The 14,785-nt window shown below is 62.9% G+C and carries 11 protein-coding genes; 8 read left to right on the top strand and 3 right to left on the bottom strand.

Going from position 1 to position 14,785, the window contains the following annotated elements:
- The first annotated feature begins 129 nt into the window (after positions 1-129).
- Genes mqo through fumC form a run of 3 tightly spaced genes read left to right on the top strand, consistent with a single transcriptional unit; the run spans position 130 to position 4,333 of the window.
- Positions 130-1,629: a malate dehydrogenase (quinone) gene (gene mqo, locus AC07SU_RS00055; protein WP_494995758.1), complete on the top strand. Its 1,500-nt coding sequence runs from the start codon at positions 130-132 to the stop codon at positions 1,627-1,629.
- Positions 1,622-2,884: a threonine/serine exporter family protein gene (locus tag AC07SU_RS00050; RefSeq protein WP_494995757.1), complete on the top strand. Its 1,263-nt coding sequence runs from the start codon at positions 1,622-1,624 to the stop codon at positions 2,882-2,884. The genes mqo and AC07SU_RS00050 overlap by 8 nt, the downstream gene beginning before the upstream one ends.
- A 3-nt stretch (positions 2,885-2,887) precedes the next feature.
- A complete protein-coding gene (gene fumC, locus AC07SU_RS00045) occupies positions 2,888-4,333 on the top strand; it encodes a class II fumarate hydratase (RefSeq protein WP_494995756.1) in 1,446 nt (481 codons plus the stop codon).
- Positions 4,334-4,380: 47 nt separating this feature from the next.
- On the opposite strand, the gene AC07SU_RS00040 is transcribed toward fumC, so the two are convergent.
- Positions 4,381-6,990, bottom strand: a complete 2,610-nt coding sequence (locus tag AC07SU_RS00040; protein ID WP_494995755.1) for a type III effector HrpK domain-containing protein — start codon at positions 6,988-6,990, stop codon at positions 4,381-4,383.
- A gap of 455 nt (positions 6,991-7,445) precedes the next feature.
- On the opposite strand from AC07SU_RS00040, the gene AC07SU_RS00035 reads away from it, so the two are divergent.
- A complete protein-coding gene (locus AC07SU_RS00035) occupies positions 7,446-8,768 on the top strand; it encodes an OprD family porin (protein WP_494995754.1) in 1,323 nt (440 codons plus the stop codon).
- Here AC07SU_RS00035 and AC07SU_RS00030 read toward each other — a convergent pair whose 3' ends face one another.
- Positions 8,769-9,245 (bottom strand): winged helix-turn-helix transcriptional regulator, encoded by a 477-nt coding sequence (locus tag AC07SU_RS00030; RefSeq protein ID WP_176996147.1) that lies wholly within the window; start codon positions 9,243-9,245, stop codon positions 8,769-8,771.
- Positions 9,246-9,352: 107 nt separating this feature from the next.
- Here AC07SU_RS00030 and fabF point away from each other — a divergent pair, with 107 nt between their 5' ends.
- Positions 9,353-10,621 carry a beta-ketoacyl-ACP synthase II gene (gene fabF / locus AC07SU_RS00025; protein ID WP_494995753.1) on the top strand — a complete coding sequence of 423 codons (1,269 nt, stop codon included), beginning with the start codon at positions 9,353-9,355 and terminating at the stop codon, positions 10,619-10,621.
- 38 nt (positions 10,622-10,659) lie between these two features.
- On the opposite strand, the gene AC07SU_RS00020 is transcribed toward fabF, so the two are convergent.
- Positions 10,660-10,953, bottom strand: a complete 294-nt coding sequence (locus AC07SU_RS00020) for a hypothetical protein (protein ID WP_178921183.1) — start codon at positions 10,951-10,953, stop codon at positions 10,660-10,662.
- Positions 10,954-11,047: 94 nt separating this feature from the next.
- Between AC07SU_RS00020 and AC07SU_RS00015 the strand changes: the two genes are divergently transcribed.
- The 3 genes from AC07SU_RS00015 to AC07SU_RS00005 all read left to right on the top strand — a co-directional run bounded on the left by AC07SU_RS00015 (position 11,048) and on the right by AC07SU_RS00005 (position 14,706).
- On the top strand, positions 11,048-12,001 hold the full coding sequence (locus tag AC07SU_RS00015; RefSeq protein WP_494995752.1) for a GlxA family transcriptional regulator: 954 nt from the start codon (positions 11,048-11,050) through the stop codon (positions 11,999-12,001).
- Between the two features lie 46 nt (positions 12,002-12,047).
- Entirely contained in the window at positions 12,048-12,428 is a 381-nt protein-coding gene (locus tag AC07SU_RS00010; protein ID WP_178921187.1) for a RidA family protein, read from the top strand.
- A 298-nt stretch (positions 12,429-12,726) separates the two neighbouring features.
- Positions 12,727-14,706 carry a peptidase U32 family protein gene (locus AC07SU_RS00005; protein ID WP_176996150.1) on the top strand — a complete coding sequence of 660 codons (1,980 nt, stop codon included), beginning with the start codon at positions 12,727-12,729 and terminating at the stop codon, positions 14,704-14,706.
- Positions 14,707-14,785: the final 79 nt, after the last annotated feature.

The raw sequence follows: 14,785 nt of genomic DNA, 5'->3' as shown, positions 1-14,785 counted from the left end.
TTTACCACGCAAAGACGCCTGCCCTGCCTTACACACTAACCGCTCGCAGTAGCGGAACTCTTTCGTGCCTGTGCTTTTGAACTAACAACGCTTTCAACGCTGTTCAATCCCTACTGAAGGTGAATGCCCATGCCCAACGCAACAGTGTCTAGAACCGTCGACGTGGTCCTGATCGGCGCCGGCATCATGAGTGCCACGGTCGGTTCAATGCTCAAGGAGCTGGAACCTGGCCTTGAGGTGGCAATGTACGAAGCGCTGCACGATTGCGCCCAGGAAAGCTCCGATGGCTGGAACAACGCCGGCACCGGCCACGCGGCCAATTGCGAGCTGAACTACACCCCGCTCAAACCCGATGGCAGCGTGGACATCAGCAATGCCCTGGAAGTGAACGTCGAGTTCGATATCTCCCGCCAGCTCTGGACGTACCTGGTGCGCAAGGGCGCGATTGCCGACCCCGCGGCATTTATCCATGCCTGCCCGCACATGAGTTTTGTCACCGGCGAAGAGAACCGCGACTTCTTGCGCAAACGCTACGCAACGATGTCGGCCCATCACTGCTACCACGGCATGGAGTACAGCGAAGACCCGAGCGTGATTGCGGGCTGGGCGCCGCTGGTGATGGAGGGGCGTGACCCCAAGATTGTCGTGGCCGCCACCCGCATGGCCACAGGCTCGGACGTCGACTATGGTGCCCTTACCCACCTGCTGGTTGGGCAACTGGCGGAGCAACCTGGCTTCAGCGTGCACTACCAGCACCAGGTCGTTGACCTGAGCCGAGGCGATGACGGCCACTGGCGGGTCAAGGTCAAGGACCTGAGCACCGGCAACACTGAGATCACCCAGGCCAAGTTCGTGTTTATCGGTGCCGGTGGCGCTTCGATCGAGCTGTTGCAGAACGCCGGCATTCCCGAGGGCCATGGCTATGCCGGCTTCCCCGTAAGCGGTATCTGGCTGCGCTGCGATGTGCCGGAAGTTGCTGCCTGCCACCAGGCCAAAGTCTATGGCAAGGCGCCCCACGGGTCGCCACCGATGTCGGTGCCGCACCTGGACACGCGCATTATTGGCGGCAAGCGCTCAATGCTGTTCGGACCCTATGCCGGGTTCTCCAGCAAATTCCTCAAGTCCGGCTCCTACCTGGACCTGTTCAAGTCGATCCGCCCGGCCAACCTCGGGCCGATGCTGGACGTGGCCGTGCACAGTTGGGACCTGGAAAAGTACCTGATCAGCCAGGTGACCCAGACCGCCGATGAACGCTTCGCCTCGCTCCAGGAGTTTTTCCCCCACGCCCGCCAGGCCGACTGGAAAGAAGCCGTGGCCGGCCAGCGCGTGCAGATCATCAAGCCGACTGGGCACGGCGGTGGCCAACTGGTGTTCGGCACCGAGCTGATCGCCGCTGAGGACAAATCCATCGTGGCCTTGCTCGGCGCCTCCCCCGGGGCCTCCACCGCCGCGCACATCGCCCTGCAAGTGCTGCAAAAATGCTTTGCCGACAAACTCACGGCGCAAGCCTGGCTGCCGCGCTTGAAAGAAATCATTCCTACCTACGGCATCGACCTCAAGACCGACGGCGACGCCCTCCGTGCCTCCCGCGCCGACACCGCGCAGGTGCTGGGCCTGCAGAATGTCTGAGGTGTCACTGGCGCGTGCGGCGCACCTCACGGCGCGTCTCGGGCGGATCCTGCTGACCCACGGCGCCGACACCGCGCATACCCAGCGCATGCTCACGGACGTGGGCCGTGCCTTGGGCCATACGGTGCAGGTGCTGGTCACGGCGGATGCGCTGCTGATCACGGTGGGGACCGAGGCGCAGTTCCAGACCAAGGTCGGGCATGCGTTGGTCGGCATGAGCGTGGACATGGGCACGCTCATGGCGTTGCAACAGCTGGTCGACAGCATTTGCCTGGGCACGCTGAAAGCCCAGGCGATTGATGCGCAACTGGACGCCGTGGAGTATGCCCCTCAAGACCACGGCGCCATGACCATGGCTTTGGGCATTGGCCTCACCGCCGCCTCGCTGGCCCGCCTGTTTGGTGGGGAATGGTCGGTGGTGGCCGCCGCGTTTGTGGCCGGCGTGCTGAGCGCGCTGCTGCGTCGCGCCTTGGGGCGTCATGCGGTGAATGGCGTGGCGGTGGTGTTCATCACCGCACTGCTCAGCGGCCTGTGCAGCATCCTGGTGTTGCGTGCCTTCTCGGGTGCATCGCCGGTGCTGTGCCTGACGGCGGCCGGCATGATCCTGGTGCCCGGCGTGCCGTTGATCAATGGCGTGCGTGACCTGGTCAGCGGTCATCCCGGCAATGGCCTGGCGCGCATCGCCATGGGAGCGATGACGGTACTGGTGATCGGCTTCGCCTTGTTTATCGCCGCCGCCCTGCTGGGTGACAGCCTGCCGGTGGGCAGCGGCCCGGGATCGCTGCCGCTGGGCCAGGACATGCTGTTTGCGGCCACCGCTGCGGCTGGCTACGCGCTGTTCTTCAATGTGCCCTGGCGTGTGCTGTGGGTGTGCGTGCTGTGCGGCATCGCCAGCCATGGCCTGCGCACGCTGTTGCAACAGCATGGGCTGGACCTGGCCTGCGCCTCGCTGGTCGGGGCGTTTGCCGCAGGCCTGGTGGCACTGCTCGCCGCGGCACGTTTGCGGGTGCCACCCGTGGTGTTCGCCTTCCCTGGCATCGTCGCGCTGGTGCCGGGTTCCTATGGGTTCCGCGCCGGGGTCGGCGGTTTGCAATGGATGTCCCTGGGGGCCGATTCACCACTGGTGTTGATCGCCGACACCACTTCACTGGCGATCACCACCGTGATCGTCAGCGCTGCCATTGCCGTGGGCCTGCTGCTGGCCCTGGCGGTTCGACCTGAACGCCCAATTTCCGGACCTTTATCCAAGGGGTAAGCCATGACAGACACCACATTGCGCGACATCGCCATCGGCCTTGACGCCATCGGACACCGCAGCGAATTCGACAGCATGGGCACGGTGCCGGTGCCTGCCGACAAATACTGGGGGGCGCAGACCCAGCGTTCCCTGCAGCATTTTTCCATCGGCGATGACCGCATGCCCAAGGCGGTGTATCACGCCTACGGCGTGGTGAAAAAAGCCTGCGCCCTGGTCAATGCGGACGCCGGGCGCCTGCCGCAATGGAAGAGCAACGCCATCGTGCAAGCCGCCGATGAAGCCATTGCCGGCGCGCTCGATGAGCATTTCCCGCTGTATGTGTGGCAGACCGGCTCTGGCACCCAGTCGAACATGAACGTCAATGAAGTGCTGTCCAACCGCGCGATCCAATTGCTCGGCGGCACCCTTGGCACCCAGCACCCAGTTGGCCCCAACGACGACGTGAACATGGGCCAGTCGTCCAACGACAGCTTTCCCACCGCCATGCACATTGCCGCCGTGACCGTGATCGATGAGCGCCTAGTGCCGGAACTCAACCGTCTCGCCGAGACGATTGAACGAAAAGCCCAGGGCTGGATGGACGTGATCAAGGTGGGCCGTACGCACTTGCAGGACGCCACGCCCCTGTCGGTCGGCCAGGAATGGAGTGGCTGGGCCGCGCAGATCCGCTGCTGCAGCGCCGAGATCGAGCGCAGCCGTGAGGGGCTCTACGAACTGGCACTGGGCGGCACCGCCGTGGGCACCGGGCTGAACGCACCCAGCGGTTTCTCGGCAGCCATCGCGGCCAAGATCGCCGAACTCACCGGCAAACCCTTTGTGACGGCGCCCAACAAGTTCATGGCGCAGGGCTCGCTCGACGCCATGGTCCGCGCCAGTGCCGCCTTGCGCGGTGCGGCGGTGGCATTGATGAAAATCGCCAATGACATGCGCTGGCTTGCCTCTGGCCCACGTTGCGGCCTGGGTGAATTGCAACTGCCGGCCAATGAACCGGGTTCCTCGATCATGCCCGGCAAGGTCAACCCGACCCAGTGCGAAGCCATGGTGATGATCTCGATCCAGGTGATCGGCGATGACACTGCCATCGCCTTTGCCGGCAGCCAGGGCAATTTCGAGCTGAACGCGATGCGCCCGATCATCATCAACAACTTCCTGCATTCGGCGACGATCCTGGCCGACGGCTGCGCGAAGTTCCGCACCTATTCGGTGGAGGGCACCGAGCTGGACCGCAAGAAAATTCAGGGTTACCTGGACAACAACCTGATGCTGGTGACGGCGTTGTCACCGGTGATCGGCTATCAGAATGCCGCGCACATTGCCGAAGACGCCCAGGCCACAGGTTCGACCCTGAAGGCGGCGGCGTTGAAATCCGGCAAGGTCAGCGAGCAGGACTATGACCGGATCATCGTGCCTGGGGACATGGTGGGCACGGGGGTCGCTGGCGCGTAACGAAGCCCATGCACCTGTGCCGGGTGACCGGCACAGGTCATCCACGGTCAATAATTGGCGTTGGGATTACCCACGTCCACATAGCCATTTTTCGGTGCGATGATCACGTCCAGTGGCGGCGGCGTCACGCCGAACCCCTTGAACTGGTCCGACAGCCCCTTGTACCAATCCTCCTGTTGTTTCTTGCGTGCATTGTCAGCCTTGATGTCGGCAATGATCGCGTAGATCAGCCCACCCACCGCCGCAATCCCGCCGACTGCGCCCGCCAGTGCACCGGCTGCGCCGCCGATGGCGCCTGCCGCTTCTGCCACGCCGGCGGCCACGGTGGTGATGCGCGGCACCACATAGGTGGCGACCTCCACCGCGCCCGCGACTGCCGACAAGCCATTGAGGCCAGCGAACGTACCCTGAAAACCCGCCGCTACCTTGTCACCGCTTTGCGCCGAGTTCTTCGCCGAAATCGCCCCAGTGACCAACCCCAGCACGTTGCCCGCGACACCGCCCAGGCTCTTGCCGACGTTCTCCACGTCTTTCACGAATTTGGGCGCATCAAACTTGTAGGTGCCCTGCTTGGTGCGATCGAACTGGTCCTGGACGAACTTGGCGCCGCCCTCCATGAACAAGCCCGCCGCCTGGAACGACTGGCCCACGGTCTGCGCGGTACTGCCGCCTCTGCCGCTGGCGATCCGGGTGCCGATGGCGCCGGCCAGCAACACCCCGGAAACCCCGTGCATCACGCCGGCCTTGTAGGTCGCGCTGACCCCGGCCGGCAGTTTTCCGCCCCAGGTGCTCTGGACCTTCTTGATGGCGTCGTCGAACTTGGCGCCGCCGCGCATGGCGTCTTCCACCGCGCGAATGCCGCTGATGATATCGGCGGTTTTAGGTGGCGCTTCGCCGGGCGGGGTGAAGGCGGCGATGTTGTCGTTGATGACTTGTTCGAGGCGCGGGTCATTGGCGCCGGTCACGCCCAGGCCACGGTAGAAATCATCGATGGACTGGCCCTTGAGCAAGTCCTCGCGGCCCATTTTGGCAGCCGCGTCATTGAAGCTCGACGTGCCCGCCTGCACGGTCTTGTCATCGAGCACGGCGTCGAAGATCGCCTTGTTCACGCCGGACTGGATCACCGCCTTGTCCGCTGGCACACCGCTGGCGATCAGGTCGTTCATTTCTTTGCCGGAGGTGATGTTGGCGTAGTCAGCCTTGACCCTGTCCTTGATCGCCTGCGGGGCATTCTCGAAGGCTTTCTTGTAGTCCGGCTGCTTGCCCAACGCCTGGGCGTAGAAGTCGGGGTATTTGATAAAGCTCGACAGCGCGTCGGTGGTGCTCACGCCTTTGGGGGCGAACGCATTTTCCAGGGCGTCGGTGCTGGATGACGCTTCCAGGCGGCGCTCCATTTCGGCTTTCAATGCCGGGTCGGCGGCGACCATTTTCTGCAACTGCTCGGTGCCCTGGGTGTTGAGGAACTGCTGGACGTCGGGGTCCTTGCTGAGCTTGTCGATACGGCTTTGTACATCGTTGATGAAGTCTTCGCGCTGCTGGCCCGGCGACTTGCCTTCGCCGGACCATTCATTGGCGCCATCCGGACCCTGATGCGCAAAGGCGTCGGCGCCGGCCTTGTAGTTGGCCAGGCCGGTGGACAGCTCGATGATCGCTGCCGTTTTATCCGCACCGCTGGCGCTGGTGTTGCCCGTGGTGAAGTAATCGGCGCCGACTTTGGAAGCATCACCCCCGGCAGCCTTCACGGCGTCTTCGGTGGCCTTGGCGTTGAGGTCCTTGATCTGGTCGTCGGCGCTGTTGCCGTCCAGGCCCTTGAGGTTGTCGTAGCCGTACTTGCCAAAGTCCTGCAGGCGCCCGGCCTCGGTACCGTGGCGGGCTTCGCCGTCCTTGGTGAAGCCGTCGATCTTGCCGTTGCCCACATCGCCGCCGTCGATGTGCTTGCCGGTCTCGTCGTAGTTTTCGACGTAGTTGAGCACTTGCGCGGCGCGCCACGCAGCGTCCGGGTCGTGTTCGAAGTCACCGACACGCTCTCGCAATTTGTCTTTTACGCCACTCTGGTTGCCGAGGTTCTTGAGCAGCGGGTTGTCGTCGATGATCTGCTGGGCGCTGCGGGTGTCGCCCACCGGCCGTCCTTCACCCGGCAAGGGCAAGTGGTTGGAGGGCGCGTCGCCCTTGGGTGGCGTCTTGGGTTTGCTGACCGGTAGCTCACCCTTGAGGGTGTCCCAGCCGTATTTGCCGAAGTCCTGCAGGCGCCCGGCCTCGGTGCCGTGGCGCGCATCGCCGCCTTTGGTGAAGCCGTCGATCCTGCCATTGCCGGCGTCATTGAGTTCTGCCCGCTTGACGGTGGGCTTGCCGTTTTCGTCGAGCTTCTCGATGTGTTCCAGCACACGGCTGGCGCGGTAGGCGGCGTCCGGGTCATGTTCGAAGTCCCCCACGCGCTCGCGCAGCTTGTCTTTCACGCCGCTCTGGTTGCCGAGGTTCTTGAGCAGCGGGTTGTCGTCGATGATCTGCTGGGCACTGCGAAAGTCACCCTGGGGACGCTTTGTATCGGGACCGAGACGGTTGTCGCCCGGCTGATTGTCTACCGCCCTGGACACTGCTTTGTTCCAGTTCGCGTTATCGCCTGCGGCGGGTTTGCTATCGACCGGATTGACCTGCATCACCTATCTCCTGGTACGGCGTGGGAGAAGGGATTATTGAGGGGTAAGTGCAACAGTCTTGTTACACAGACAGCATTATCGGCGCAATCATACTGCCATCACCGGGTGACGGTTATAGATGAATATTTATATAGATTAGTTTAACTAAGCATAAAAAATCCGCCGCAGAGCCTGCGGCGGCAAACCAAAGGTTTTTGTCGAAGCAGAGCGGCTAAGACCTGTTCAACGCTACACCTGCGCTCGGTTAAACATAGTGAAGTTTAATTAATCGAGTTTAATCATCCACAGGGCTGCAGGCCGCGCAGTCTGTGCTTAGAATCAGCTTCGGCACTCACGCCGAACACAATAAAAACGGCAACGCCTCACTTCAAACCCTGCCCATAAAACCTATGCATTAACCAAATAAAGTGCGGTGTTTCTGTGCGCGCGTTAATTATTCCGGGGAAGTAAACAACATGATCAAACAGTGGAGCCTGTTAACACTGGCCGTGTGCGCCAGTATCAGCCAAGCGGCCTTCGCCGAGTCCGTCAGTGACCAGGCCGATTCCAAGGGGTTTATCGACGGCAGCAGCATCACCGGGCTGTTGCGCAACTACTACTTCGACCGCGACCGACAAAGCGGCAAGGCCGACAACCGCGACTGGACCCAGGGCGCGATGCTCAACTACGCCTCGGGCTTCACCCAGGGCACCATCGGGTTTGGCGTGGATGCCTATGCCTATGGCGCCATGAAACTCGATGCCACCCACGCCGACGCCGGCACCGGCGAATTGCCGACCGACCGCAATGGCGACCCCAAGGACGGCTACGGCTCCGTGGGCGCAGCAGTGAAGATCAAGATTTCCAAGACCCAGCTCAAGTACGGTGACATGCAGCCCACCGCGCCGGTCTTCGCCACCGGGGGCACGCGGATCCTACCGCAGACCGCCACCGGCTTTGACCTGACCAGCAGCGAAATCGCCGGCCTGGACCTGGAAGCGGGTCACTTCACCAGCACCAACAGCGGCATGACCAGTGACCATGAGCACGACATCTACGCCACCTACGCCAACGTTGCGGCCAAGAGTGCGAGTTTCGTCGGCGGCAAATACACCTTCACGCCGTCCTTGAGTGCGACGGTGTACGCCGGTGAGCTGGAAGACATCTGGCGCCAGTACTACACCAACCTCAACTATGTGTTGCCGTTGGGTCATGACCAGTCGCTGGCACTGGACGGCAACCTGTACCGCACCCTCGACACCGGCAGCGCCAAGGCCGGTGCGATCAACAACACCACGTATTCGTTGGCGGCGGCCTATTCGTTCCTGCAGGCCCATACCCTGACGCTGTCGTTCCAGAAAGTGCACGGCGACACGCCTTTCGACTACATCGGTACCGGCAACAACGGCGCCGGCGAAGGCGGCGACTCGGTGTTCTTGGCCAACTCGATCCAGTGGGGTGACTTCAACGGCCCGGGCGAACAGTCCTGGGGCATTCGCTATGACCTGAACATGGCGAGCTACGGCGTGCCGGGCCTGAGCTTCATGACCCGCTACGTCAACGGTACCGACATCAACGGCACCCACACCCCGGCCAACAGCGCCTATGTGGGCGACTACGGTGCCGACGGCGACCATCACGAGACCGATGTGGAAGCCAAGTACGTGCTGCAAAGCGGCCCCGCGAAAAACCTGTCGCTGCGCGTGCGCGATGCGATGGTTTCATCCAACGCCGATCAGCGTGACGGCAAGCTCAATGAGCTGCGCCTGATCGTCGACTACCCGTTCACCCTGCTGTAATCACGCCGGGCTCAGCCGTTGGCGCATACCTGCGCTGGCGGCTGGACCGGCCTGCACCACGCACTGCTCAAACGGCACCAGCGCACCTTCGGCGGTGGCCATCATCGGCTGCACCGGCAGGCCCGTGTCACGCTGCACCACCTCGACACTCCTGCCCTCCTCGGCAAAATGCCGATTGCCCCACGCCACCAGCGACATCAGCACCATGCCGAAGTCCTCACCCCTGGCGGTGGGCACGTATTCGTAACGCGGTGGCCGCTCGCTGTAGGCCCGACGCTCCAGCATGCCCGCCTCCACCAAACCATTGAGACGACGGGTCAACATGTTCGGCGCGATGCCCAGGCTGCGCGAGAACTCATCAAAACGCCGCAAGCCATGCAACGCATCGCGCATGATCAACATGCTCCACCACTCCCCTACCCGTTCCAGGCTGCGGGCAATCGGGCATTCTTCACTGACAAGGGATTTGCGTTGCATCGGCGTTCCTGTGTGCGAGTACAAACTTGTGTGACGCCATGTTACTTTCATGATGATAGTGACGTCCATAGGGTCTGTACCCTCAACGCAACCGGAGTCGATTGATCATGAGTAAACGTATCGTGGTGACAGGCATGGGCGCACTGACGCCGTTGGGTGCCAGTGTTGAATCCACCTGGCAACGCTTGCTGAACGGGCAATCGGGCATTCGTCGCCTGCCGGAAGAACTGATCGGCGACCTGGCCGTCAGCATCGGCGGCCAGGTGCAGAGCGTGGAGCAAGACCCTCAAGCCGGTTTTAACCCGGATCGGCTGTTGGCCGCCAAGGAGCAGCGCAAGATGGACCGCTTCATCCTGTTCGCCCTGGCGGCGGCGGATGAGGCGTTGAAGCAAGCCGGCTGGGCACCGAAGACGGTCGAGGAGCAGGAACGCACCGCCACCATCATTGCTTCGGGCGTGGGCGGCTTCCCGGCCATTGCCGATGCCGTGCGCACCACTGACAGCAAAGGCCCACGTCGCCTGTCGCCGTTCACCATTCCGTCGTTTCTGAGCAACATGGCGGCCGGGCATGTGTCGATCAATTATGGTTTGAAAGGCCCATTGGGCGCGCCTGTGACCGCCTGTGCGGCGGGCGTGCAAGCCATTGGTGACGCCGCGCGGATGATTCGTGCCGGCGAGGTGGATGTGGCCGTGTGTGGCGGTGCCGAAGCGGCGATCCACCGGGTCAGCCTGGCGGGTTTCGCGGCGGCGCGGGCGCTGTCCAGCGACTTTAACGACAGCCCCGAGCGCGCCTCACGCCCGTTTGACCAGGCTCGCGACGGCTTCGTCATGGGCGAAGGCGCCGGCATCCTGGTGATCGAAGAACTGGAGCACGCCCTGGCCCGTGGCGCGCAGCCGATTGCCGAGCTGGTGGGTTACGGCACCAGTGCCGATGCGTATCACATGACCGCTGGCCCGGAAGACGGTGACGGTGCACGCCGGGCGATGACCCAGGCGCTGCGCCAGGCCGGCATCGAACCTGCGCAAGTGCAGTACCTGAACGCCCACGCTACCTCGACGCCCGTGGGTGACAAGGGCGAACTGGCCGCGATCAAGACGGTATTCGGTGCCCAGGGCAGCCCGGCGATCAGCTCGACCAAATCCGCCACCGGCCACTTGTTGGGCGCTGCGGGCGGGATCGAGGCGATCTTTACCGTGCTGGCCTTGCGTGACCAGGTGGCCCCGGTGACGCTGAACCTGGAAAACCCGGACGCGCTGGCCGACGGGTTGGACATGGTGCGCGGTGAAGCCCGGCCATTGCCGATCGAGTATGCGCTGTCCAATGGCTTCGGGTTTGGCGGGGTGAATGCCAGCGTGCTGTTCCGCCGCTGGGCATGAACTAACAGGCGCCGTCGACTACCGACGGCGCCTGCCGGTCAGCGGCCTTGCAACAGCAAGCCGAGCGGCGCCAGCGGGCCGACGGGGATGAACTCGCACTGGCTCAGGCCCTCATCACCCAGGGGCAGACCTTCTACCAGGGTTTTGGCCTCTTCGATGCTCTGCACTTCCAGCAGGAAGATCACACCCAGCACGTCGTGCCGAAACCAGAATTGCTCGATCTTGCCGTCCAGGTACAACTGCAGGGTGGCGGGGACTTCCTTGGGCATGATCCGCGCTTGCTGCTCAGGGCTGAGTGGCTGGGGGATCGAGACGATGGCCATGACTTTCATAGTGTTGCTCCGGTGAGGTTTGGAGCCGCCAATATGGCAGTCGTGGGCGCGATGCAGTATCGTCCTAAATGCCAACTTTGAGACCATTTACGCCATGCGCTTATCCATCCTTGCCCTGGAAGGTTTGTTCGACACCGGGCTCTCGGTGTTTCTTGATGCCTTCTCGTTAGCCAACACGCTTTCGCCCACCGGACCGGTGTTCGAGGTGTCCCTGGTCGGGGTACGCAAGAAGGTACACACCCGCCATGGCCTGCTTATTCCGACCCAACCGATCAATGACCAGCACAAACCCGACTGGGTCGTCCTGCCTGCGCCGGCCACCGCCAGCCCTGAGCTGTTGGTGCCCGCACTGGCGCGGGCGGATGTGCGTGACGCCAAGACGCAGTTATTGAAATGGCATGCCCAAGGCGCGCAAATCGCCGCGTCGTGTGTGGGCACATTTTTCTTCGCCGAAACCGGCCTGCTGGACCATCGCCCGGCCACCACCACCTGGTGGCTGGCCCCGCTGTTTCGCCAGCGCTACCCACATGTGAAACTTGATGAGTCACGCATGCTGGTACAGACCGATGTGGGCGTGACTGCAGGCGCCGCCATGGGCCACCTGGACCTGGCGCTGTGGCTGATTCGCCAGGCCAGCCCGGAATTGTCGAATGTGGTGTCGCGCTACCTGCTGGCGGATATTCGCACCTTGCAGGCGCCGTACATTATTCCCAACCACCTGGCCCAGGCCGACCCGTTGATCCTGCGCTTCGAGCGCTGGTCGCGGGAGCGGCTCAAGCAGGGTTTCTCGCTGCAGGAAGCTGCCTCGGCCCTGGCCACCAGCCGCCGCACGTTGCAACGGCGCTGCGAAGACGTGCTGGGCAAGTCACCGCTGTCGTACTTCCAGGACCTGCGTGTGGAACGTGCGCAATCGCTGTTGCACGGTGGCGACATGGACATCGAGGCGATTGCCAGTGAGGTCGGTTATGCCGACGGTTCCACCTTGCGCACCCTGTTGCGCCAGCGCCTGGGCCGTGGCGTGCGCGAGCTGCGCAGTGACCTGCGCTGAGCCAAGGGGTTAGACTGACGGCCCTTTTTCCTGCCAAGAGAACCCCATGGCCAACCACGACCTGTCCTTCACGCCCGATCCTGACGCCGACTCCATTTCTTCCGATGTGATCGGTTTCAACGGCATCCTGGTCTCCACCCAGGTGCCAACCCGCGCCGATGGCAGCCTGGAACTGGGCGATATCACCCTGCAAAGCGAATGCACCCTGCAAGCCCTGAAAGTCGCCCTGGAAAAAGCCGGCAGCTCCATGGACCGGGTGATGCACCTGACCATCTACCTCACCGACATGGCCGATCGCGCCGCGTTCAACGAAGTCTACAAGCGCTTTTTCGCCAAACCATGGCCGGTTCGCGCCGCCGTGGGCGTGGCCGCCTTGGCGGTACAAGGCATGCGCGTGGAAGTCACCGCGATGGCGGCCAAGGCCTGACACCCACTGTAGGAGCTGGCTTGCCAGCGATGGCGGCGGCACAGCCAATAAAGATGTAGCCTGACCCACCGCCTTCGCAGCCTCGCTGAAGCTCGACAACTCCCACAGGGGACCGCGTTCACCCGTTGAAATGCGCTCGACTGTGGGAGCTGGCTTGCCTGCGATGGCGGCCGCACGGCCAATACAGATATCCCCTGACCCACCTCGCCAAAGCCCGACAGCCCTGCGGTAGATGCTGCCCAGGCATTTCACGGCTACAATGCGCGCCTCAACCGTGACAAGCCTGACTAAAAAAACTATGTCCTTGCCCAAGCATCACCTTGAATTGCTCAGCCCTGCCCGCGATGTCGCCATCGCGCGGGAGGCTATCTTGCATGGCGCCGACGCCATCTACATCGGCGGCCCAAGTTTCGGCGCCCGCCATAACGCCTGTAACGACGTCAGCGATATCGCCGGGCTGGTCGAGTTCGCCCGCCGTTACCACGCGCGCGTGTTCACCACCATCAACACCATCTTGCATGACAACGAACTGGAACCGGCGCGCAAGCTGATCCATCAGCTCTACGACGCCGGCGTTGACGCCTTGATCGTGCAGGACATGGGCGTGATGGAGCTGGATATTCCGCCCATCGAGCTGCATGCCAGTACCCAGACCGACATCCGCACCCTGGGTCGCGCCAAGTTCCTCGACCAGGCCGGTTTCTCCCAGTTGGTCTTGGCCCGTGAGCTGAACCTGCAGGAAATCCGCGCCATCGCCGACGAGACCGATGCCGCCATCGAGTTCTTCATCCACGGCGCGCTGTGCGTGGCGTTCTCCGGGCAGTGCAACATCTCCCACGCGCAGAACGGCCGCAGCGCCAACCGCGGCGACTGCTCCCAGGCTTGCCGCCTGCCGTACACCTTGAAAGATGACCAGGGCCGCGTCGTGGCCTTTGAAAAACACCTGCTGTCGATGAAAGACAACAACCAGAGCGCCAACATTCGCGCCCTGGTCGAAGCCGGTGTGCGTTCATTCAAGATCGAAGGCCGCTACAAGGACATGGGCTATGTGAAGAACATCACCGCCTACTACCGCCAGCGCCTCGATGACGTGCTCGAAGACCGCCCGGACCTGGCCCGCGCGTCCAGCGGCCGTACCGCACACTTCTTCCTGCCCGACCCGGAAAAAACCTTCCACCGTGGCAGCACCGACTATTTCGTCACCGACCGTAAGGTCGACATCGGCGCCTTCGACACCCCGACCTTCACCGGTTTGCCGGTGGGTGTGGTGGAAAAAGCCGGCAAGCGTGATCTGCAAGTGGTCACTCATGAGCCACTGTCCAACGGCGACGGCCTCAACGTGCTGATCAAGCGCGAAGTGGTGGGTTTCCGCGCCAACATCGCCGAGCCTAAAGGCGAATTCGAGGAAGACGGCGAGAAGCGCTACCGCTACCGCGTCGAGCCGAATGAAATGCCGGCCGGCCTGCACCAGTTGCGCCCGAACCACCCGTTGAACCGCAACCTGGACCACAACTGGCAACAGGCGCTGCTCAAGACCTCATCCGAGCGCCGCATCGGCCTGACCTGGGCTGCTCGTCTGCGCGAAGAACAGCTGGAAGTGACCGCCACCAGCGAAGAAGGCATCAGCGCCAGCGTGACCCTGCCCGGCCCGTTTGGCGTCGCCAACAAACCGGAACAGGCGCTGGACACCCTGCGTGACCTGCTTGGCCAGTTGGGCACCACCGAATACCACGCCACGAACATCCAGCTGGATGCACCGCAAGCGTTCTTCATCCCCAATTCGCAGCTCAAGGCCTTGCGTCGCGAAGTGATCGAAGCGTTGACAGCTGCCCGTGTGGCCGCTCACCCTCGTGGCGGACGTAAAGCCGAGACCACACCACCACCGGTGTACCCGGAAGCGCATTTGTCGTTCCTGGCCAACGTCTACAACCAGAAAGCCCGCGACTTCTACCACCGTCATGGGGTGAAGCTGATCGACGCGGCCTTTGAAGCCCACGAAGAAACTGGCGAAGTGCCGGTGATGATCACCAAGCATTGCCTGCGGTTCTCGTTCAACCTGTGCCCCAAACAGGCCAAGGGTGTGACCGGGGTGAAGACCAAGGTCGCGCCGATGCAGTTGATTCACGGTGATGAAGTGCTGACCCTGAAGTTCGACTGCAAGCCCTGCGAAATGCACGTGGTTGGCAAGATCAAGGGCCATATCCTCGGCCTGCCACAACCGGGTAGCTCGGTAGAGCATTTCAACCCCGAAAACATCATCTTCCAAGGCACCCATTAACGGTAGTGGGGGGGGGGGGGGGGGGGGGGGGGGGGGGGGGGGGGGGGGGGGGGGGGGGGGGGGGGGGGGGGGGGGGGGG

This window comes from Pseudomonas sp. GW821-FHT05H12, from assembly GCF_059419385.1.
The sequence above is the reverse complement of the archived record's forward strand: the minus strand, read 5'-3'. Positions and strand labels throughout refer to the sequence as shown.